This is a genomic window from Dyadobacter fermentans DSM 18053, assembly GCF_000023125.1.
GTDB lineage: Bacteria > Bacteroidota > Bacteroidia > Cytophagales > Spirosomataceae > Dyadobacter > Dyadobacter fermentans.
In genome coordinates, this window is the sequence record NC_013037.1 from 425,478 (window position 1) to 447,313 (window position 21,836).

At 53.1% G+C, this 21,836-nt stretch carries 22 protein-coding genes; 12 read left to right on the plus strand and 10 right to left on the minus strand.

Annotation, left to right across the window (positions count from 1 at the left end; all coding sequences use genetic code 11):
* Positions 1-4 precede the first annotated feature (4 nt).
* Entirely contained in the window at positions 5-625 is a 621-nt protein-coding gene (locus DFER_RS01840; protein ID WP_229206150.1) for a YceI family protein, read from the minus strand.
* 188 nt (positions 626-813) lie between these two features.
* On the opposite strand from DFER_RS01840, the gene DFER_RS01845 reads away from it, so the two are divergent.
* The 5 genes from DFER_RS01845 to kdpB all read left to right on the plus strand — a co-directional run bounded on the left by DFER_RS01845 (position 814) and on the right by kdpB (position 6,716).
* A complete protein-coding gene (locus tag DFER_RS01845; protein WP_012779989.1) occupies positions 814-1,239 on the plus strand; it encodes a response regulator in 426 nt (141 codons plus the stop codon).
* Positions 1,240-1,272: 33 nt separating this feature from the next.
* The gene (locus DFER_RS01850; protein WP_012779990.1) at positions 1,273-2,610 is read left to right on the plus strand and encodes a sigma-54-dependent transcriptional regulator; all 1,338 of its coding nucleotides are present in this window, start codon (positions 1,273-1,275) and stop codon (positions 2,608-2,610) included.
* 269 nt (positions 2,611-2,879) lie between these two features.
* The gene (locus tag DFER_RS30810) at positions 2,880-2,957 is read left to right on the plus strand and encodes a potassium-transporting ATPase subunit F (protein ID WP_083769202.1); all 78 of its coding nucleotides are present in this window, start codon (positions 2,880-2,882) and stop codon (positions 2,955-2,957) included.
* 13 nt (positions 2,958-2,970) lie between these two features.
* A complete protein-coding gene (gene kdpA, locus DFER_RS01855) occupies positions 2,971-4,659 on the plus strand; it encodes a potassium-transporting ATPase subunit KdpA (RefSeq protein ID WP_012779992.1) in 1,689 nt (562 codons plus the stop codon).
* 17 nt (positions 4,660-4,676) lie between these two features.
* On the plus strand, positions 4,677-6,716 hold the full coding sequence (gene kdpB, locus DFER_RS01860; RefSeq protein WP_012779993.1) for a potassium-transporting ATPase subunit KdpB: 2,040 nt from the start codon (positions 4,677-4,679) through the stop codon (positions 6,714-6,716).
* Positions 6,717-6,719: 3 nt separating this feature from the next.
* Here kdpB and DFER_RS01865 read toward each other — a convergent pair whose 3' ends face one another.
* On the minus strand, positions 6,720-7,133 hold the full coding sequence (locus DFER_RS01865) for a PIN domain-containing protein (RefSeq protein WP_012779994.1): 414 nt from the start codon (positions 7,131-7,133) through the stop codon (positions 6,720-6,722).
* Entirely contained in the window at positions 7,114-7,344 is a 231-nt protein-coding gene (locus DFER_RS01870; protein WP_012779995.1) for a hypothetical protein, read from the minus strand. Before DFER_RS01870 ends, DFER_RS01865 begins: the two co-directional genes overlap by 20 nt.
* Before the next feature lie 41 nt (positions 7,345-7,385).
* On the opposite strand from DFER_RS01870, the gene DFER_RS01875 reads away from it, so the two are divergent.
* From DFER_RS01875 to DFER_RS01900, 6 genes are all read left to right on the plus strand, one after another.
* A complete protein-coding gene (locus DFER_RS01875) occupies positions 7,386-7,946 on the plus strand; it encodes a K(+)-transporting ATPase subunit C (protein WP_012779996.1) in 561 nt (186 codons plus the stop codon).
* Positions 7,947-8,035: 89 nt separating this feature from the next.
* Positions 8,036-9,112, plus strand: a complete 1,077-nt coding sequence (locus DFER_RS01880) for a porin (protein ID WP_012779997.1) — start codon at positions 8,036-8,038, stop codon at positions 9,110-9,112.
* A gap of 6 nt (positions 9,113-9,118) precedes the next feature.
* On the plus strand, positions 9,119-10,234 hold the full coding sequence (locus tag DFER_RS01885; protein WP_012779998.1) for a universal stress protein: 1,116 nt from the start codon (positions 9,119-9,121) through the stop codon (positions 10,232-10,234).
* Between the two features lies 1 nt (position 10,235).
* Complete coding sequence (locus tag DFER_RS01890) at positions 10,236-11,969, plus strand: ATP-binding protein (protein ID WP_012779999.1); 1,734 nt, start codon at positions 10,236-10,238, stop codon at positions 11,967-11,969.
* Between the two features lie 114 nt (positions 11,970-12,083).
* Positions 12,084-12,446, plus strand: a complete 363-nt coding sequence (locus DFER_RS01895; RefSeq protein ID WP_012780000.1) for a hypothetical protein — start codon at positions 12,084-12,086, stop codon at positions 12,444-12,446.
* Positions 12,447-12,585: 139 nt separating this feature from the next.
* Positions 12,586-14,715 (plus strand): T9SS type A sorting domain-containing protein, encoded by a 2,130-nt coding sequence (locus DFER_RS01900; RefSeq protein ID WP_143828629.1) that lies wholly within the window; start codon positions 12,586-12,588, stop codon positions 14,713-14,715.
* Positions 14,716-14,718: 3 nt separating this feature from the next.
* Here the strand turns inward: DFER_RS01900 and DFER_RS01905 are convergent, their stop codons facing one another.
* Genes DFER_RS01905 through DFER_RS01915 form a run of 3 tightly spaced genes read right to left on the minus strand, consistent with a single transcriptional unit; the run spans position 14,719 to position 18,604 of the window.
* Positions 14,719-16,824 carry a metallophosphoesterase gene (locus DFER_RS01905; protein WP_012780002.1) on the minus strand — a complete coding sequence of 702 codons (2,106 nt, stop codon included), beginning with the start codon at positions 16,822-16,824 and terminating at the stop codon, positions 14,719-14,721.
* Positions 16,821-18,116: a cytochrome-c peroxidase gene (locus tag DFER_RS01910; RefSeq protein ID WP_012780003.1), complete on the minus strand. Its 1,296-nt coding sequence runs from the start codon at positions 18,114-18,116 to the stop codon at positions 16,821-16,823. The genes DFER_RS01905 and DFER_RS01910 overlap by 4 nt, the downstream gene beginning before the upstream one ends.
* Positions 18,107-18,604: a hypothetical protein gene (locus DFER_RS01915; protein WP_012780004.1), complete on the minus strand. Its 498-nt coding sequence runs from the start codon at positions 18,602-18,604 to the stop codon at positions 18,107-18,109. The genes DFER_RS01910 and DFER_RS01915 overlap by 10 nt, the downstream gene beginning before the upstream one ends.
* Before the next feature lie 120 nt (positions 18,605-18,724).
* On the opposite strand from DFER_RS01915, the gene DFER_RS01920 reads away from it, so the two are divergent.
* Entirely contained in the window at positions 18,725-19,597 is an 873-nt protein-coding gene (locus tag DFER_RS01920) for an AraC family transcriptional regulator (protein WP_012780005.1), read from the plus strand.
* A 5-nt stretch (positions 19,598-19,602) separates the two neighbouring features.
* Here DFER_RS01920 and DFER_RS01925 read toward each other — a convergent pair whose 3' ends face one another.
* The 4 genes from DFER_RS01925 to DFER_RS01940 form a co-directional block, all read right to left on the minus strand.
* Positions 19,603-19,986 carry a DUF983 domain-containing protein gene (locus DFER_RS01925; protein ID WP_012780006.1) on the minus strand — a complete coding sequence of 128 codons (384 nt, stop codon included), beginning with the start codon at positions 19,984-19,986 and terminating at the stop codon, positions 19,603-19,605.
* A gap of 100 nt (positions 19,987-20,086) precedes the next feature.
* Positions 20,087-20,668 carry a chemotaxis protein CheB gene (locus tag DFER_RS01930; protein ID WP_012780007.1) on the minus strand — a complete coding sequence of 194 codons (582 nt, stop codon included), beginning with the start codon at positions 20,666-20,668 and terminating at the stop codon, positions 20,087-20,089.
* Positions 20,650-21,459, minus strand: a complete 810-nt coding sequence (locus DFER_RS01935) for a CheR family methyltransferase (protein ID WP_012780008.1) — start codon at positions 21,457-21,459, stop codon at positions 20,650-20,652. The genes DFER_RS01930 and DFER_RS01935 overlap by 19 nt, the downstream gene beginning before the upstream one ends.
* 4 nt (positions 21,460-21,463) lie before the next feature.
* A complete protein-coding gene (locus DFER_RS01940; RefSeq protein WP_012780009.1) occupies positions 21,464-21,829 on the minus strand; it encodes a response regulator in 366 nt (121 codons plus the stop codon).
* Positions 21,830-21,836 lie beyond the last annotated feature (7 nt).

Sequence of the window (21,836 nt, forward strand, 5' to 3'; positions counted from 1 at the left end):
ATGCCTACATTTTGCTGCCCGAAAGTTTCAGATGCACATCAATGCCGGGTTTAATGGACGCATCGTCCGGCAGTCCGGCCTCTGTGGCGTAGGTCATGCCCCATAGCGTGCGATCGAATTGCGTAAGCGCCTCCATTTTGAATGAATTGCCATTCAGGTCGATGCGTGCGGGAAACGTGACCGGATTACTTTTGCCTAACATCGTTAAATGTCCTGTCACCAGAAAGTTTGCCCCTGATACCACACCCGGCTCACTTCCTGAATACGGCGATACGCTCATAATTTCGAAAGTGACATTCGGGTGGAGCGCCATGTGAAAGAAATCGGCGCTTTGCAGGTGGTGTACCAGCTGGTGTTTCAGCTCGTCGGTAGGCAGGTTAAAGTTCACGATGGACGCCAGCGGAAGCGTGAACGACCCGCTTTTCACCTTTCCGTTCTCGATTACCAGGCTGTTGCTTTCCACTTCCAGCGAGCCTTCGTTGAAGTAACCCGTTTTGAGATAACCCTTCCATTCCGCTACGGAAGTTTCATCGAGGTGGTAATTGCTGGTAGCTGGCACATCGTGATCGGTGCAGCTTGTGAATAGTGCGGCAAGTGTTAACAGTGTTAGAAATTGTTTTTTCATAGTCTGATTTGTTTTCATGGCTGATTGTATTTCTGATGCAAAACTAGCGGACGCACGGCCACGGGTGCCTACGCAAAGTGGATAAAAACCTACGTGGGAAGGATTATCGGGCTTTCAGGCAGGGAATTGAATTTCGAATCAAATATTGCGTTATTTGTAGCCAGGATTCAGTCATTAACCCCCGGGGCATGTCAATAGTAGGACCGATTATTTCGATAGAGGACGACGCCGATGATCAATTTTTAATCAAAAGCGTGATCGAGGAGCTTGACATACCCAACGAGCTTTTGTTTTTCAATAACGGCGTCGAAGCGCTGCTATACCTGGAAACCACGCGTGAGCAACCCTTTCTGATCATTTGCGACATTAACATGCCGGTTATGAACGGCCTTGAACTGCGGGAGCGGATTGACAAGAACGAATATCTGCGGAAGAAATCGATCCCGTTCGTGTTTCTGAGCACGGCCGATAATCCGCTGGTGATCGAAACGGCCTATGAATCGACCATTCAGGGGTTTTTTAAAAAGGAAAACAGCTTCGACGACCTTAAAAACAGAATACGCGTGATCTACGATTACTGGGCATACTGCCTGCACCCGAATCAATACATCTGACGCGCGCGGCCTGAAACCACGGCATTTCAACACATGAAGAAAATACTGATCGTCGACGACGAGGAAAAACTGCGCGGCCTGATGGGCCGGGTAATCCGGCTGGAAGGGTTTGAGGTGATCGAGGCTGGCGATGTGCGCACGGCCTGGAAGAAGCTGGACCAGCTGGATATCGACGTCGTGCTTTGCGATGTGAAGCTGCCCGACGGCAATGGTGTCGAGTTCTCCAAAGCATTGAAGGAAAAACAGCCGCTGCTGGAAGTGATCCTGCTCACGGCCTATGGCAACATTCCCGACGGCGTGCAAGCGATTAAAAACGGCGCTTTCGACTACATTACCAAGGGCGACGACAATAACAAGATCATCCCGCTGCTTTACAAAGCCCTCGAAAAGGCCGAACTGAACCGGCGGGTGGTAAGGCTGGAAAAGCAGCTCGGCGAGCGGCATTCTTTCGACGCGATCATCGGCAAATCGAAAAGACTGCAAGCGAGCATCGAACTGGCCCGACGCGTGGCGCCTACCGACACGACGGTTCTATTGCTGGGTGAAACCGGCACAGGAAAGGAGGTTTTCGCACAATCCATTCATCAGGCAAGCGCCCGCGCCAAGAAATCGTTTGTGGCGGTGAATTGCTCCGCATTCGGAAAAGACCTGCTCGAAAGCGAGATGTTCGGGCACAAGGCGGGCGCCTTTACCGGTGCCGTGCGGGACAAAAAAGGGCTGTTCGAGGAAGCGAACAACGGAACCATCTTTCTGGACGAAATAGGGGAGCTCGCACCCGAATTGCAGGCCAAGCTGCTACGCGTGCTCGAATCGGGGGAGTTTATTAAAATCGGGGAAACGCATCCAACCAAAGTGAATGTGCGCGTGATCGCCGCCACGCACCGCGATTTGCCCAGACAAATCGAAGCCGGCGATTTCCGAAGCGATTTGTTTTACCGGTTATCCGTGTTCCAGATCACATTGCCCGCCCTGCGTGAACGCACTGCCGATATCGGCGCGCTGGCGAGTAGCTTCGCGGCACAGTTTGCATTGAAAACCAACAAGAAAATCACCTCGCTGTCGGCCGATTTTATCACTGCATTGGAAAAAAATCCCTGGAACGGCAACATCCGGGAGCTCAAAAACGTGATCGAACGGAGCGTTATACTCACCGACGGACCTGTGTTGGACGTCGCCAGCCTGCCGTTTGAAATGCAGCATCCGGCGCAGGACGGTGCCAGGAGCTTGTCGGCATTTTCGCTGGCAAGCGCTGAAAAACTGCATTTGCAAAAAGTCCTCAACTACACCGGCGGCAATAAGGCCGAAGCGGCACGCCTGCTCGAAATCGGCATCGCTACCTTGTACCGCAAGATCGACGAGTACAAACTCTGAGCGTCCGCGGGCATTTCCATTCTGATAAAGAAGCTTATCATTTTGATAGGCTTTTTTTGTGCCGAAAAAATCCCTTTTGACGTAATCGACAGAAAGACAATGATTTGTCCGGCGCGGCCGCGCGCCGGAACGGAAGTGGTTTGTCATGCTGCAATCAGAGTTCAATCAAAATTTCAAAATCATGACAACACTCCTTCTGCTGGCAGCCGGCGCTTTGAGTTTCGCGCTGTTTTACAAAATCGTCCACTTTTTCGAAAAGATCTGAAATCATGGCCGCACTATTCATCGTCTCGATCCTGGTTTTCGTGTACATGTGCTATGTACTCGTGAAGCCCGAAAAATTCTAAAACACCCAATCCAATGAATACTGAATTATTTGGCATTATCGCATTGTTCGTCGGCACGGTCGCATTGGCGGTTCCGTTCGGGAAGTACATTGCGAAAGTATATGGAGGAGAAAAAACGCTCCTCGATCCCGTTTTAGGCCCTCTTGAAAAAGGATTTTACCGGTTGAGTGGCATTCGCCCGAATGTTGAAATGAGCTGGAAAGAGCATTTGTTTGCATTGCTGACGATCAACATGGTCTGGTTTTTCCTCGGCATGCTGGTTCTGATGAACCAGGGATGGCTTCCGCTCAATCCCGACGGCAACCCATCGCAGTCCGCCGACCTGGCATTCAATACCGCCATTTCGTTCGTCGTGAACTGTAACCTGCAACATTACTCGGGCGAAACGGGCATGAGCTATCTCGGGCAACTGTTCCTGATGTTCCTCCAATTCGTTACCGCCGGCACCGGTATGGCCGCCGCGGCGGTTGTGATCATGGCCATTAAAGAACGCACGACCGACAAGCTCGGCAACTTCTACGACCTGTTCGTCAAATCCTGCACCCGCATCCTGCTGCCGGTTTCGTTTGTGATTGCACTAATCCTGCTATCAAACGGCACGCCGATGACATTCAACGGCAAGGATACCATGGTTACCCTACAAGGCGATACCGTGCAGGTTTCCACCGGCCCGGTCGCCGCATTCGTGCCCATTAAGCATGTAGGGACCAATGGCGGTGGATTTTTCGGTGCCAACTCGGCCCACCCGCTCGAAAACCCCAACTACGCCACCAATATGACCGAAATGTTCGGCCAGATGATCATCCCTTTGGCAATGATTTTCGCATTGGGCTATTATGTTAAAAGAAAGCGGCTGTCCTGGATGATATTCAGCGTGATGACGCTCGGCTTTTTGCTCCTCACCATTCCGACGATCGTCACCGAACTGCACGGCAACCCGAAAATTGCGCAAATGGGGATTGATATGTCCTGCGGCGCCATGGAAGGAAAGGAAACGCGGTTCGGGACCACGGCCTCCGCATTTTGGAGTATAGCCACGACCGTTATCTCCACGGGCTCCATCAATTCCATGCACGACAGCTTCATGCCGGTGTCGGGGCTTACCCAAATGCTCTCCATGATGACCAACGCATTCTACGGAGGCGCGGGCGCGGGTATCCTGAACTTCTACATATTCATCATCCTCGCGGTGTTTATCAGCGGGTTAATGGTCGGCCGCACGCCCGAATTCATGGGCAAGAAAATCGAAGCGCGCGAAATGAAGATCGCCATGATTGTGGCCTTGCTGCACCCGCTGCTGATCCTCGCCGCCACTGGATTAGGCGTGTCGCTGCCGGGGCTTACGGCTGGTACGCTCAATAATCCCGGCTTTCATGGGTTTAGCGAAATGCTTTATGAATACACCTCTTCGGCAGCCAATAATGGCAGCGGTTTCGAGGGGCTGGGGGACAATACGCCGTGGTGGAACATCAGCTGCGGGATCGTGCTGATCCTCTCGCGGTTCATTCCGATTATCGGCCCGGTAGCCATTGCGGGCATTCTGGCGGGCAAAAAGCATGTGCCGCAAAGTGCGGGCACGCTCCAAACCGACACCGGGACATTCGGCATCATGGTGTTTGCCGTGATCGTCATCATCACCGCATTATCCTTTTTCCCAGCATTGACCCTCGGGCCGATCGCCGAATATTTTTCAATGCAATAATTAACTGAATATCAGAAATGAAAGCTCAAAATACATCCCTTTTTCAGGGAGAACTCGTAAGGGAAGCACTCGCACAATCATTTGTGAAGCTCAACCCCAGGATTATGTTCCGCAACCCGGTCATGTTCACCGTCTGGATCGGGACGCTGGTGATGCTGATCGTCAATATCTGGATTATTTCGGGTGAAAAATCGCAGGGAAGTGTGGTTTACAACCTGGTGATTTTCCTGATCCTGCTGCTCACCTTGCTGTTTGCCAATTTCGCCGAAGCCATTGCCGAGGCGCGCGGCAAGGCGCAGGCCAACAGTTTGCGGAAAACGCGGGAAGAAACGCCGGCCAAATGGATTCAGACAGTAGGGGATATGTATGTGGATGAGGTCAAAACCGTCCCATCATCCCAGCTGCGCAAGGGCCATGTTTTCCTCTGTGAGGCGGGGGACATTATTCCTACCGACGGCGAGATCATCGAAGGCCTTGCCACGATCGACGAAAGCGCCATTACCGGCGAGTCGGCGCCCGTGATCCGCGAGGCCGGCGGCGACAAAAGCAGCGTTACCGGCGGCACCAAGGTACTTTCCGACCGGATTAAGGTGAGGGTCACCACCGAGCCGGGCGAGAGCTTTCTCGACAAAATGATTGCCCTCGTGGAAGGGGCCAGCCGCCAGAAAACGCCGAACGAAATCGCATTGACGATCCTGCTGGCCGGTTTCACGCTCGTGTTTATCATCGTTTGCATTACGTTGAAACCCTTCGGCGACTTTGCAAACACACCCATAACTATTGCTGCATTCATCTCGCTATTTGTGTGCCTCATTCCCACCACGATCGGCGGCTTGCTGTCGGCCATCGGCATTGCCGGCATGGACCGCGCCCTGCGTGCCAATGTGATCACCAAAAGCGGAAAAGCGGTGGAAACGGCGGGGGACATCGACACCCTGCTGCTCGACAAAACGGGCACCATCACCATCGGGAACCGCAAAGCGACCGATTTCTGGCCGGCGAAAGGTGTCGATAAAAATCACTTCATCCGTGCCGCCGCATTGAGTTCCGTCGCCGACGAAACGCCCGAAGGAAAATCGATCATCGAGCTTGCAGGCCTGCCTTCCGATCAGCTGAGGGTCGAAAACCCCACATTCATCGGGTTCACGGCCGAAACGAGAAGTTCAGGCATCAATTTCCTCGAAACGCGCATCCGCAAAGGCGCATCGGACGCAATCCTGAAACTCTCCGCGAAAGCAGGCCACGAATTTCCGGCGGAAACTGCGGAGAAAGTGCGAGATATTTCCAGCAACGGTGGTACGCCGCTGGTAGTGGCTGAAAATGAGCAGGTAATCGGTGTGATCGAGTTGCAGGACATCATCAAGCCCGGCATTCAAGAGCGTTTTGAAAGGCTGCGCAAAATGGGCGTCAAAACCGTGATGGTGACCGGCGACAACCCGCTAACGGCACGCTTCATTGCTGAAAAGGCCGGTGTGGACGACTACATTGCCGAAGCCAGGCCGGAAGATAAAATGAATTACATCAAAGCCGAACAGCAAAAGGGCAAACTGGTAGCCATGATGGGCGACGGTACCAACGACGCACCGGCCCTTGCGCAGGCGGACGTGGGCGTGGCCATGAACAGCGGCACGCAGGCCGCCAAGGAAGCGGGTAACATGGTGGACCTGGATAATGACCCTACCAAACTCATTGAAATCGTTGAAATCGGCAAGCAGCTGCTCATGACCCGCGGCACGCTCACGACATTCAGCATCGCCAACGACGTCGCCAAATACTTTGCCATTGTGCCTGCGCTGTTTATCGCCTCCATTCCCGCCTTGCAGGGCCTGAACATCATGCGCCTGCACAGCCCGGAAAGCGCCATTTTGTCGGCCATCATCTTCAACGCGGTCATCATCCCGCTGCTGATTCCCCTGGCACTGAAAGGTGTCGCCTACAAACCCATCGGCGCCAGCGCATTGCTGAGACGGAACTTGCTGATTTACGGGTTAGGTGGGGTACTCGTGCCTTTTGCGGGGATCAAGGCGATTGATTTGCTGGTTAGCGTTTGGTTTTGAGTGTTAGATGAAAGGGTTGACGATTTCCAGCCGGTTATCAATGACAAGTCCGTTCTGCATGTCTTCCGAATATAAAATATCGCATTGCGCTTCGAGCGCCGATGCTACGATTTTGGCATCGAAAGGTTGTAGCCGATACCTGTCCATCAGCGAGAGTGCAGAATGGACGACTGCCGCGTTTTCAGGAACGATAAGTGATGCAGCAGTAAGCCAGTTGACAAACAATGTAACCGATTCACGATCCATCTTGTGCTTTCGCAAGCAGACGTTGATGCACTCAAAAACTACCTGGGGGCTGATAAAAGGAACTTTCCGCATCAGAGCGATAGCAGCCCGCCTCTTGTCAATTTCATTCAGATCGATCAGGTATAGTGCGATGTTGGTGTCAATGAAAAAGTTATCGTTCGTTAGCTTCATCGCGATCGAATTTGAAACCGGAACGGTCTACAAGAATCGTGTCAAAGACTTCAATAGCCTTTTCAGCAGCCTCTCTCTTACTCGCTTTAAGTTCTTCGATGGATTCGTCCAAATCGAACGCAATCACTTCTATACCCTTATGGAGGTACTCATCAGGCAGCCTGACGTTCAGGTCCTCAGCATTTTCTGCGACAAAAACTTTCCTATACATAGTGCGATTTCTTTTTTCTCAAAAATAAAAATATAAATACCATGAAACAACACATTCTCCCTGCGGTCCGACTGACAGTCGTGACGCTGATATTCTTCTCCGGCGTGTATACGCTGGCGGTTTTAGGGGCGGCGCAGCTCTTTCCGAATCAGGGAAAGGGCGAGATCATTGAGCAAAATGGTAAGCGGTATTATGCCAATATCGGGCAGTCGTTTACGGATGACAAGTATTTCAATTCGCGCCCTTCGGCGGTGGGCTATAATGCGGCTGGTAGCGGCGGGAGTAACAAGGGCCCTTCGAATGAGGAGTACCTGGTTGTGGTGCAGGCGCGTATCGATACTTTTCTCGTGCACAATCCCAATGTACAAGAGGCAGACATTCCCGTGGAGCTGGTCACAGCCAGCGGCAGCGGCCTCGATCCGGATATTTCTGAAAAAGCCGCGCTCGTGCAGGTTGAGCGTATTGCGAAGATTCGGAATGTGCCTGTGCAGACATTACAAGACCTTGTGAAAGCGCACATTCAAGGACCGCTGCTCGGAATGTTCGGGCCGGAGAAAGTGAACGTGCTGCGGTTGAACCTCGCATTGGATCAATTGAAATAACCTCAAAAGGCGCCGCCCGTTTCCAGTGCCGTCGCAGCGGGCAGCGCTTTCTTTCACCGCGCGGCTAGAATTGAACAGATTACCTTTTTATGAAAACTTTGATTTTAAGTGCGCTTGCCATTGCCTCCGTTTCAAACGCGATTGCCCAGGATTCAACGCAAACTGGCGCCGCGGCCGCGACCTCGCCATTCGCGGTGAGCGCGTATGTGGAGTCGTATTACTTGCAGGATTTCGCTAAAAATGACAGCCATACCATGCCCGGCTTTATTTACAACCACAATAGGACCGGCGAGGTGAATATAAACCTGGCGTTTCTCAAAGGCAGTTTTACCGGCGACCGAGTGCGTGCCAACCTGGCGCTGGCAGCGGGTACCTACATGAATGCGAACTACGCCGCCGAGCCCGGCGTGCTGAAAAACGTATTCGAGGCAAACGCGGGGGTGAAGATTTCGAAAAACCACAACCTCTGGCTCGATGCGGGCATTATGCCGTCGCATATCGGTTTCGAGAGTGCCATCGGGAAGGACAACTGGGCACTGACGCGCAGCCTGGTGGCTGAAAATACACCCTATTTTGAGACGGGTTTGAAGTTGGGATTCACCAGTCAGGATTCGAAATGGTACCTGGCAGCGGTGTACCTCAACGGCTGGCAGCGCATCCAGCGGGTAGACGGTAACACTATGCCCGCTTTCGGGACCCAGGTTACTTATAAGCCCAATGCGGCCGTGACGCTGAATTACAGCACATTCATCGGCAGCGACAAGCCTGATAGTACCCGGCAAATGCGGTATTATCACAATATTTACGGAGTATTCCAGCTTTCGGAGAAATGGGGCCTGACAACCGGCTTCGACATCGGCAGCGAGCAGAAATCGAAGCGCAGCAGCACTTACAACACCGTGTACGTGCCAGTGATGATCCTGCGCTTTTCGCCTTCTTCGAGAATCCATATCGCGGCGAGGGGCGAATATTATCACGATCGCAAGGGCGTCATTATCAGCACTGACCATGAAGAAGGTTTCCGCACGCTCGGCACGTCGCTGAACATCGATTACCAGATCACCCCTCAGGTCATGTGGCGCATTGAGGTGCGCCACCTCGACCGCCAGGATGTGTCCAAAAGCAGCACCTACATGACCACCGCACTCACCTTTGCATTGAATTAAAACAAAATGGAAACCAGCGCCGAACACTTCCTGCAACTGATCAAACAATCGAGAAGAGGTAAATTCAAGATCTACATCGGGATGAGCGCCGGTGTGGGCAAGACCTACCGCATGTTGCAGGAAGCCCACGCGCTCCTGCGCACGGGGATCGACGTGAAGATCGGCTATATCGAAACGCACAACCGCAAGGAAACACACGAATTGCTCGAAGGGCTGCCCGTGATTCCGCGGCGCAAGTTGTTTTACAAGGGTAAGGAGCTGGATGAGTTTGATGTGCAGGCGGTAATTACCCTGCGGCCGGAAGTGGTGATCGTCGACGAGCTGGCGCATTCCAACATCGAAGGGAGTAAGCATGCCAAGCGCTGGCAGGATGTGCTGGACATTCTCGAAGCGGGTATCAATGTGATTTCGGCCGTTAATATACAACACATCGAAAGCCTGAACCAGGAGGTACGAGAGATCACCGGCGTGGAAGTCGCCGAACGCATTCCCGACAAGGTGCTCGGCATGGCCGACGAGGTCGTGAATATTGACCTCACGGCCGACGAGCTTATTACCCGGCTCAAAGAAGGCAAAATTTACCGGGAAGAGAAGATACAGGCCGCATTGCAGAATTTCTTCAAACCCCAGCACATCCTGCAACTGCGCGAACTCGCGCTCAAAGAAGTGGCCTCGCAGGTGGAGCGGAAGGTCGAAAGCGAAATTCAGCCGGGAATGGTGCTCAAACACGAGCGCTTCCTGGCGTGTATCAGCAGCAACGAGAAAACGGCCCGGAACGTGATCCGCAAAACGGCGCGACTGGCGAATTACTACCATAGCAGCTGGTTTTTGCTGTACGTGCAAACGCCCGGCGAGTCGGCGAGCAGGATCGGGCTGGCGAAGCAGCGGCATTTGATCAACAATTTCAAACTGGCTACCGAACTCGGCGGGAATGTCATCAAAATGGAAAGCGGCAGCATTGCCAGAACGATCGTGGAGGTGGCCGAAAAGAACAAGATCACGACGATTTGCATCGGTAAGCCGCATTTGAATCTTTTCAAGGTTATTCTCGCCACGAATGTTTTTAACGGGCTTTTAAATAAAATGTCTTCTTCCGACATTGACCTCGTAATACTTTCCTGAAATGAAGATCAAAACCAAACTGAGGCTGGGGATAGGCCTGCTTTTCGCCATGATCACCGTGCTTGCGGTGGTGGGCATCAGGCAGGTTAGCCTGCTTTCGGCCGATTCACGCAATATTCTGGTCGCGAATCATAACTCGCTGGAATACAGCCGGCAAATGCTTCGGGCGCTTGATGAGCTGGAAGTGCACGCGGGGGCATTGGATGCATTTAAAAAGAACCTCGAAGCCCAGCAGCACAATGTTACCGAAGCGGGAGAAAAGGAAGTGACGGAGCAGCTGACGCGGCATTTCGAAAAATTGAAAATGAATATCCGCGACAAGGCTGCCATAGAACAGATCCGCAGCGACGCGCTGGAAATCATGGGCATTAACCTCGACGCCATCACCCGCAAAAGTTACATTGCCGGCCAAACGGCCAAAAGCTCAATGGTATGGATCGGCATTACGGGCACATTGTGTTTCATCATCGCATTCACGCTTTTTGTAAACCTGCCCGGCAACATTGCCAACCCGATCCGCGAACTCACCGAGAGTATCCGGCAAATCGCCAATGAAAACTACACGGAAAGGGTGCATTTCGGAAGTCGGGATGAGTATGGGCAACTGGCGCAGTCGTTTAACACAATGGCGGAGAAATTGGAAGAATATAATAGCAGCAACCTTGCCCGGCTGATGATCGAGAAGAAACGGGTGGAGACGCTGATCGACAATATGCACGACCCGGTGATCGGCCTGGATGAAAACCGGACGGTGATTTTTGCCAACGAGGAAGCGCGGAAAGTGACCGGGTTGCAGGCAACCGGGCTCGTCGGCCGGAATGCCACGGACATTGCCGTCCATAACGACCTCGTCCGCTCGCTGGTGCAGGACCTGGTGGAACCGCGGCCAAAAACCAGCGGGCAAGCCGCGCCGATGAAAATTTATGCCGACGATAAGGAAAGCTATTTTGAGAAAGAATACGTCGATATTTCGATCGTTCCCACCGGCGAGGCCCGGCCGCGGTCGATCGGCCATGTGATCATCCTCCGCAATGTAACACCCTACAAAGAGCTGGATTTTGCCAAAACGAACTTCATAGCTAATGTCTCCCACGAGCTCAAAACGCCTATTTCTTCCATTAAAATTACCCTCGACCTCCTGCGGAACGAGCGCGTAGGCGAAACAAATGAAGAACAGCGCGGCCTGATCGACAGCATCCGCGAAGACGCCGACCGCCTACTGAAAATCACTGGCGAACTCCTCAACATCACCCAGGTCGAGAGCGGCAAAATCCAGCTGAACATCGCCGCCGCCTCGCCTCGCGAAATGGTACATTATGCCATCGCGGCGAACGAAACGCAAGCCGCAAACCGCGACATTCGGCTGGAAACGGAAGAAAACGGCGTGCATTCGGACGTGCTCGCAGATACGGAAAAAACGGCATGGGTACTCACCAACCTTGTTTCCAACGCCATCCGCTACTCCTACGACCACTCCACGATCCGCATTTCCCTTTCGGAAGACGACCAGTGCGTGCGCATCGCCGTCACCGACAACGGCCAGGGCATTTCGCAGGAATACAAGGACAAGATTTTCGACCGCTACTTCCGCGTACCCGGCTCCACAAAAGAAGGCACGGGCCTCGGTCTGGCGATCAGCCGGGAATTTATGGAAGCCCAGGAGGGCACGCTCACCGTGGAGAGCGAGCTGGGAGCGGGGAGTACGTTTACGATTGCGATGCGGAAAGTGGGGTGAGCTTGTTGCCGACGTGTTCACCAGGACTCGCAAGCAAACCTTTCACCCAATGCTACTTGCAGATTACATTCTAGTACTGTATATTGCATAGTACCTTGTAAAACAATTTTAGCCATGAAAGTAAATTCACGCATTCAATTCGCGCTCGTTGCCATGATGGTGGCGTGTAATTCCGGGGATACGTCCATTAAAGTGAAGGACGATGATGATTACTACCGGTTTACGGCACAGTTCGATGAGGATAAGTCGCCAGCGATCAGCCGGTTTATTAGTGAGCACATTTCGCCGGTTCGTGTTGATCCTGAGCGGGATTCGAAGATTGTTACCGTGCTCGACGACCAGACGAAACTGACGGTGGAGTCTGCTCCGGGGGAGATTATGATTTACCTCGATAAGGACGAAAACAGTCGCGCTTCTTACCACCGGGTCAAGAATCTCTGTGAGGGAGTGAAGGAAATCATAATGGGGCACCGATAGCACCGCCAGCCAGATGAAAGGCCGCAAAATAGCGTTCGATAAGATTTGGAACTAATACTACGAAATGACGGGTTGGCTGTTCAAAGGTTTTTAGTATAATCGCCTGAAAATCTTTTAATAACCTTAAACCCTTCATTTTGTGAGAAAAATTTACCTCCTGCTGGTCATGTTGCTGCCTTTGACTACGCTGGCGCAATGCCCGACCGATCTCGTCTTTAACAATCAGGCCACATTGAACAGTTTTGCCGCAGACAACCCCGGCTGCGTGAATTTGACGGGCGATCTGATCATTGAAGGCGCCGATATTGTGGATTTAAAGCCTTTAATTACGCTTACCAGCGTAGGCGGAGTGATTTCGATTCGAAACAATCCCAAATTGTTGGTTCTTGATGGCTTGGACAATATCGCCACGGTGGATTCCACTCTCGAGGTCTTAAATAATGTGTCGCTTTTGAGCCTGGAAGCTTTTGAAGGCGTTACGACCGTGAAAGGTGACCTGATCGTCGACGGTAATGTTGCGCTCGAAAGTGTCGGCGGGATCAGGCATGTGGGTACAGTGGGTGGTTCGCTTGTAATCGGTACCACTAATTCGTTGCGAACGATGAGTGAACTTGTGGTTTGGTCCGTAGGTGGATCGGTCCGAATTGGCTTTAATAGTGCTCTGACGTCGCTGCAAGGCCTGGAATATATCACGCAAATCAACGGCGATCTCGAAATCACGAATAATTACTCACTGACGGATATGACGGGCCTGAACGGGTTAACGTCCGTCGGCGGCGATGTTTTTTTTGATTTTAATGATAGCCTGGTCAATATGCAGGGCCTCAACTTGCTTACCTCAGTGGGTGGCGAATTGTATATGGACGGCAATGTGATGCTCGAAGACCTTTCCGGCCTCGAACAGCTTGCCTCGATAGGCGGCACGCTCACCGTCGCCGAACATGACTCGCTTACCAGTATTTCGGCTTTGAGTAACCTGTCGTCGGTCGGTGGCGGAATGTATTTTTTGCTCAATCCTTCCCTACAAACGCTCGGCGGCTTGCAGAATGTGACGTCTTTGGGCCGGGAATTGCTAATCGCATTCAATTTTCAACTTGAAAACCTGGACGGACTTTCCCAATTGACGTCGATAGGGGGCCTGGGCGCGCAGATTTCGCTCAATCCGCTACTTCAAAATCTAGATGGACTGTCGTCGCTGACGACCATCGACGGCGATCTCGAAATCACTTACAATCCTTCCTTAACGAGTCTGGCAGGGCTAAGGAACTTGCAAACGCTCGGTTCGGCAGCTACCCTCGCAGTGGCAGCTAATGGCTCTCTCACCGATTTGGAGGGATTGAATGGCCTTACCACCGTCGATCGCCTTTTTATCGAAGCAAATTTCAGCCTGAAAACACTATCGGGCCTGGATAACCTCGTTTCGGTAACTGATTCCATTTCAATATCTTACAATGATAGTTTGACAACCCTCAGCGGCCTGGCCGCATTGCAGACAATCGGCGGCGGCCTGCTGATCACCGAGGATTCGCTGCTGACCAGCCTGGCAGGGCTGAGCGGCCTCACAAGCATTGGCGGAGTGCTGACTATCGCCAATAATGCGGTGCTGGAAACGTGTGCAACGGCGCAATTCTGCGAAATACTGAAAACGAAACCTGTCGAGGCGGTATTCATCGCCGAAAACCTGGGAGATTGCGAAACGCGCGAGCAGGTGGATCTGGCGTGTGTGCAGCTGCCGGTAACCCTCGTGGCATTCACCGCCCGCGGGGAAGGCCGGACGGTATTGCTCGAATGGACGACCAGTTCGGAATCGAATAGTGATTTTTTTGAAATACAACATGCCGATCACCGCGGCAAAACCTGGGTAACAGCAGGTAAAATACAGGCGACCGGGGAAAGCACGGACCTCAACCGTTACACTTTCACGCATCCCGACCCGCGCCGGGCGGAAAACCTCTACCGACTGAAAATGGTCGATCAAGACGGCACCTACGCATTCAGCAGCATTCAGGCGGTGCGCTTCGACAATCTGCCGGAGTTTGAAATCTTCCCCAATCCTGTCGCGAGCAGTCTGATAATCCGCTCATTGAATGGGGATGCGCAACAGATTGCCCTGTACAACGCTGCCGGTAAGCGGGTTGCATTCAAACTGCTGAACAAGGAACTGTCCGCCGCGACGATCGACACGAGCCATTTGCCGGCCGGGCTGTACGTAGCCAAAGTCGCTTATGCGGGCGGAGACGTGCATACTGGCAGGTTTGTCAAGAAATAGGCATTAATGGATCGCGAGCTTTTTTACGACACTTCTGCCATTTACATCCACTTTCAGAAAATACGTTCCGGCCGTGAGTTGGGGCGGCAGGAACGTGGCCGGGGTGTTGCTGATGGTCATCTTGCGGGTCTGCAACGTCCTGCCGGAAATGTCGATGAGCGTCAGTTCGGCGAGCTGCGTGGCATTGCCGGCCGTGCGGATCTGCATCTGGCTGGCCGATGAAGGATTGGGAATGATTTCCACTTCCAGTGCAATGCTCGGGTCGGCGGAAAGGACAATGTCCAGCAAGTACACCCGGTTGATTCTCGAATAAACAACGCGCCCGTCCTGGGCAACCGTGGCCAGCCGGTAGTAGTAATCCTGGTTGGTCGGCAAAGTGGCGCTTTGTGTGTCCGTAAAAGAATATTCCTTCAACAGCTGCGAGTTGGGGCCGCCGGTAACTTTGCCTATTTCAGTAAATGTACGGCCGTCTATTGAGCGCTGGACTAAAAAATGCGATAGTTCGGTCTCCGTTTCGGTGGTCCATTGCAATGTCACGACATTGGCTTGGTCGTTTTTCACGGTAAAAGCCACCAGCTTGGCGGGATCGGTCTTGGGGACTTTCACATGAAAAACATCCTGAATGCAGTTTTCAGCGTCCCGCACGGTATATTCTGCATCTTCATCAGGCCGGACGGTGATCGTCCGCGTCTTTTCCCCGCTGTCCCAGACATAACTTCCGACGAACGACGCGGTGAGTTCAACCGATTCGTCATGGGCGATTTCATGGGTAGTTTCCTTATTCACGCCTTTTTCCATCGTAAACTGGTCGCGCACCACGCCGTCGGCAGCTATCCATTTCAGGTCCAGTCGGTTGCCTTCCACTTCGAGCATAAGTCCGCCGCCACGTTCGGCGTCGGAATAGTACATGGCTTTGTGAGGGGCGTCCGCGCGGAGGTTACCCAGCTGCCCGCCGGAGCCTGCCACCACGTACACCGTGCCGCGGGCCTGCGGCGTGTTTTTGATATAGGGGCATGAATTGTCGGAGCCGTCGTACCGCGCCGAGGAGCCGTCGATCACGTGCTTGTCCGCATCGAATGTGCTGCTATGCCCGTAATGCCCGCCCATAAGCCGGGATCGCTCGTACACGTGGCTGTGTCCGCACAGGATGAGGTCTACACCTAGGCGTTCGAGAATGCGGATGAAATTCTCCCGGATGGCCGTCATTTCCGGGTCCCGGTCCGATTCGCGCGAGCCTTTCGAGTAGGGCGGATGATGCCAGTAGGCTACCACCCAATCCTTGTTTTTGTTGGCTGCCAGGTCTTTTTTGATCCATTGCACCTGCCTGCCGAGCGTGTCGTAAAGCCTGGTTGCATTGTCTTCTCTGCCGTACGAATCCAGGGAAAGGAAATGGACATTGCCGTAATCGAACGAATAGAACGCTTCTGTGCCTGAGGGCTCGCCGCCCGCTTCGCCTTGCGTAGGCATGGTGAAAATATCGTAGTAGGGAACCTGGTGATCGTCCTGGCGGGCCGGGTTGTCATTATCGTAATCGTGGTTGCCGGGGGTAGGGAACAGGGGGCTTTTTTTGAGAAAATGGTTTTTGTATTGAGCAAAAAAATGGGCCTGATACTCCGCATCTCGGCCAAATGAATAGGCATTATCGCCCAGGAGAAGCCACGCATTCATGTAGTTGTTGCCCAGGTAATCGGTCATTTTATCCCGCACGGCTTGCTGGGTGGCGGAGCTGTTGCCGCAATCGCCGATCACGCCGAAGCGGTATTTACCCGGCTTGCCCGCCGGTGCTGATGTTTCGAAATAATTCTGTGCGCCCGCCTGCAAAACCTCCGTTTGCGAGCCGATGGAATAATAGTAGCGTGTTTCATTTTGCAGGCCGGTAAGTTTCAGTTCGTGCTCGGTGGTAGCCGCATTGTCGCTGAACGTCTGCCCGAGCGATTCCGGGCTTGTGCCGATTTTCACCACCGAATTGGACGGCTGCTCGGTACGCCAGCGGATGACAATGCTCGTAGGCGTGACCGTTTGCAGGTACGGGCCGCGCAGGAGCGTGCCCTGGCCGTGCGTGGAAAGAAAAGAAATAAGCAGCAGGAAAGTGAGTAAATGTTGTTTCATAAAGGATCGGTGAGCGCTTCTAAAAAGGCAATGATATCTGATTTCTCCTGATCGGTAAGGTTCAAGGGTTCTGCGGCAAGCGTTTGGTGCGGCACGTCTAGGCCCAGCCCGGCACCGCCGCCGCGGTCATAAAAGTCGATCACCTTTTCGAGGCTTGCAAAGGCCCCGTTGTGCATGTAGGGGGCCGTCACGGCGGCATTCCGTACGGTGGGTGTTTTGAACGCGCGCTGGTAGTAGGGCGTCGGCCGGGTTTCGAAGCGGCCTGAGTCGGCATCGGCTTGCGGGTGTTCCAGGTCGTCCGTGGCCGTGGTGCCGAGTATTTCGAACTCGGTGAGCGTGTACAGCGGCGGGATCAGGCCATTGAAAAGCGGTGCAAAATGGCAGGTGCCGCATTGCGCCTTGCCCATGAAGAGGTTGAAGCCGCGCTTCTGGCCGTCGGTCAGAGCGGCGCGGTCGCCGGCCATATACCGGTCGAAATTCGAATTGAATGGTTTGAGCGTGCCTACATACGCCGCTATCGCCCGGTACACCAGCGTATCGTTCACATCCCGGCGGTCGGGCGCAACCTTCCTGATCAGCCGCCGGTAGGACCGGCTCCGCGCCAGTTTGCGGATCGTTTCGATAGGCTTGCCATTCATTTCCAGACTGTCGTGGATCACGGCCCGCACCTGGTCTTCGAGCGTTGCCGACCGGCCATCCCAAAACTGGGCGTGCTGAAATGAGCTGTACAGCAGCGTCGGCGCATTACGCCGCGTGGCCTGGCCGGGATGGATACCGTTGCTTTTTGGCAGCCCGTCCGTGAAGTGCAGCGCCGGATTGTGGCAGGAAGCGCAGCTCCGGGTGCCATTGGCCGACAATCTTGTTTCAAAAAACAGTTTTCTGCCTAGCTCGGTCAATGCACTGTCGCCGCCTGCATTTTTCCTAAATGCATTCATATTCAAAATATCCGGGCTGAAAATGTTTTTGGCGCGGTAGTTCAAAACTCCTTTTTCATTGATTTCCAGTCCCATTCCGGCAATCATCCCGCCAAGCTGCTCCTGCAAGGGCAATGCATGTTCCGTGAGAAAACGCAGGTGATCGAATGTATCAAAGTCACGATGATCAGTCAGCCATGCCTCGCACGAAGCGAGAGATCTGCGTACCGAATCGTTTCCGGCATGGGCCATGTAAGGCCGCAAAACCGTTTCGATCGTTTGCAGCGAAACGTGTGCTTCGTCCAGCCCGCTTTTCAACAAGGGCGCGTCGAAGCCGGTAATGCTCAATGTAATCACCCGCACGAGCTCTAAACGCAACTTTCGAGAATCTGGGCGTCGGACGCTTCAAACTGGTAAAGCAGCGCGGGCAAGTCGTCGGCCGCCGTTTGTAACAGGCGGCATTGCGCCAGCATGGCTTCTTTGTTTTTACCGGCATCCTCGAACAGCATTGCTTCGATGTATTGAAAACCGGCCGGTTCCATATATTCCAGGTGCGGTTCTTCAATCTCGTTTCGCGGCGGGCGGTTGTAGATGCGGGAGGAAGTAAAGAAGAAATAGTCGAGAAAGAACGCGATCCGTTTGTAAGCCAGGCGCGCGTCTTTCAGCTTTTGCTTTGCCCGTTCGATGCTTTGGGAATCAGTAGGATCGGCTTGTCCGATGGCCGCATGCATTTCGGCAATGCTATGCGCGAACTGCCCGGCGTTTTTTCGAAACTGCGCCGTGTAATTTTCGACACCGATGGTCTTCCGGCCTGACGCCAGGGCGAGCAGGAACAGTGCAAGTGCGACGGCAAGGGCTTTATACATGGTTTTGGAAGCATAAGCAAACGCACGCAAGATACGAAACGGGGCTCAAATCGGCAGATGTAGGTTCGTTTTGATGAATAAACGTTAAATTGCCGCTTCTGACCTATTCCACGATTACGCATGCACGGCGCATTTCCCAGGCTCGACATCGGTACCCTGTCCGAGTATCGCGAGGACCACATCATGATCGCACGGTTTTCGGACTACCGCCACGAGCACCAAAGTCTGGTATTTCCGCACCGCCACAGTTTTTACCATCTGGTGCTTTTTACCGAAGGCCGCGGCCCGCATACCATTGACTTCCATCGGTTTCAGGCCGAGCCTTTTCAGGTTTATTTCATGATCCCCGGCCAGGTGCATTCATGGGATTTTGATGAAGAGCTGGAAGGCTACGTGGTGAATTTCTCCGATTCGTTTTTCAAATCATTCCTACTCCAACCGGAGTACCTCGATTCGTTTTCGTTTTTCGACCAGGACAGCAGCAACAATGTCGTGACACTTTCGGAGAACATCCGGGCACGTGTGAGTGGGCTGTTCGAGGAGCTGCTGAGCCAGAATGAGCGCGCAACCGCCTGGCGGGACGACATAGTGCGGGTTTTGTTGTTGCAGATTTTCCTGCTCATCGAGCAGAGCGATTCCGTGGACCGGAAAAAGAGTGCGGAAAAATCAAAGAATCCGACGGTGCGGAATTTTATCAGGCTTATCGACAAGCATTACGACCGGCTGAGGCTGCCCGGCCAATATGCCGAAATGCTGAATGTCACGCCAAACCACCTCAATGCATTGTGCAAGGAGCACGTAGGCAGGCAGGCAGGAGAGCTGATCCGCAACCGGATCGTGCTTGAAGCCAAGCGTTTATTAATTAATCTGGACCTGACCGTCTCCCAGATCGCTTATAAGCTGAATTTCAGCGATAACTCTTATTTTACCAAGTTCTTCCGGAAAGAAACCGGCATGACGCCGGAGGATTTCCGGAAGAGCCCGGCTATCTGACGGCACTAAGCCGACCGCTCCTCAGACGACACCGGCTTGATAAACAATGCGAGCCACGTCCGCCGCGCCATGCGGTAGAAGAGCGGAGTCAGGATCACGAGCATCGGGATGATGCTTGCGAGGAAGTAATCGAGGTATTCCCGGAAGAAATTCACGAAAATCAGGAAGTAAATCACCATAAACGCCACGTAAAGCGCGTAGCTGATGTACAGTGCTCCCTGGTAAAAACCGGGCTCGGGCACGAGGTCGGCACCGCAATGCGGGCAGTAGCGGTTCATTTTATCGAAATTCCGCAGATTATAGGCACTTTTGGTGACAAAGAAGTCGCCCTCGCCGCACCGCGGACATTTGTTGAATAAAACGCTGTATATTTTATTGGGCTTTGCCATGATCTTACTGTTTAACTATACACAAATCTCCCCACAAACCAGTTTAAAAAGAAAGACTGAATCCGGCTTTTATGGTAAAAATCAACGATTGCTATAAATACTATTCCAGCGCGTTGATGAAATTGGCCATTCCGACAATGTCGAGAACGTGGTCGACGGCCATGTGCGTAATGGCGTGGTTAGGCATGAAGGGCATTTGCGCGGTTTCGGGGTTTTGAACCACCGCTCTGCCGCCCTCCCGTTGCACGGCTTGCAGGCCCGCGGTACCGTCTTCATTGGCCCCCGAGAGCAGGAGCGCTACAAGCCCCGCGCCATACACTTCCGACGCCGATTCGAAGGTGACGTCGATGCTGGGCCTACTGAAATGGATTTTCTCGGAGTAGTCGAGCGAGAATGTGCGGTCGTGTTCGAAAAGCAAATGGTAATCCGCCGGCGCGAGGTAAATGGTCCCGGGCTCTACCGGCTCTTTATCTTCTACCTCGTGGGTGGGGTTCAGGGTTTTGGAAGCGAGCAGATCGGACAGCGACGAGTCGCCCGAGTTGCGGCGGTGCAGTACCAGGGCCACGGGAAACGGCAAATCAGCGCGCAGCAGCGGAAAGAGTTTGAAGAGAACTTCAAGGCTGCCGGCCGAGCCGCCGATCAGCAGAAGCTGGCAGGCGTGTTTTACATGATTTTCTTCCATATTTTTTCCCGGTTCAGTTGCTTGAACTTGTGTTGTACGGCCGAGAATTTCAATGTTTCTTTTGTTCCCAATGCAAGGTAACCAAGCGTTCCGAGACTTGCGTCGAAAAGTTTGAGCACCCTGTCCTGCAAATCCTTGTCGAAGTAAATGAGCACGTTGCGGCAAAGGATGAGGTCGAATTCGTTGAAGGAGCTGTCGGACACCAGGTTATGCGTCGAAATGATGATCTTTTCCGACAGTTCGTTGTCGAATTTCGCCTGCCCGTATTGTGCCGTATAATAGCTCGAAAAATCTTTGCTGCCGCCCGAGGCCATGTAGCTTTCAGAGTATTGTTTCATCAAAGCGAGCGGGAAAATGCCTTTCCGCACTTTTTCCAGCACGCTCGGATTGAGGTCCGTCGCGTATAGCAGCGAACGGCGCAGCAGATTGGCTTCTTTGAGCAATATCGCCATCGAATACACCTCTTCGCCCGTTGAGCAGCCCGCGTGCCAGATCCTGATGAACGGCTTCGTCCCGAGCACGGGAAGAACTTCCTCGCGTAACGACTTGTAAAATGCCGGGTCACGGAACATTTCGGTCACATTCACGGTGATTTCCTCCACGAACCGTTTCAGGTAGGAGGGGTCGTTGCGCACGCGGTAACGCAGTTCCGCAAAGCTGGGAAACTTGTCGAGGGAGCAAAGGCGCACGATCCTGCGTTTGAGCGACGCGCGCGAATACCGCGTGAAATCGTAGCCGTACAGGTCGTACATGTCATTCAGCAAAAGGTCGATGTCTTCCTCTTCAATCATGGAATCAGATATTGCTAAGTATCCTCAATAGTTTGTCGACATCGATCGGTTTGGAAATATAATCGTCGGCTCCCGCTTCGAGGCATTTCTCGCGGTCGCCCACCATTGCCTGCGCGGTAACGGCGATTACGGGCAAAGAATGCCTGCTTTCGAGGTTTTTGATCAAAGGAATGGCTTCGTAACCGTCCATTTCGGGCATCATCATGTCGATGAGCACGGCATGTACCGGCACGTCCGTCCGCAGGATATCCAGCGCTTCCGGCGCCCCGGAGCACGATATGCACTCGAAACCCTTTGCTTTCAGGGTGGCTTTAAGCGCGAAGATGTTCCGGGAATCATCGTCGACGATCATGATCTTTTTCTTTTCCATTGCGAGG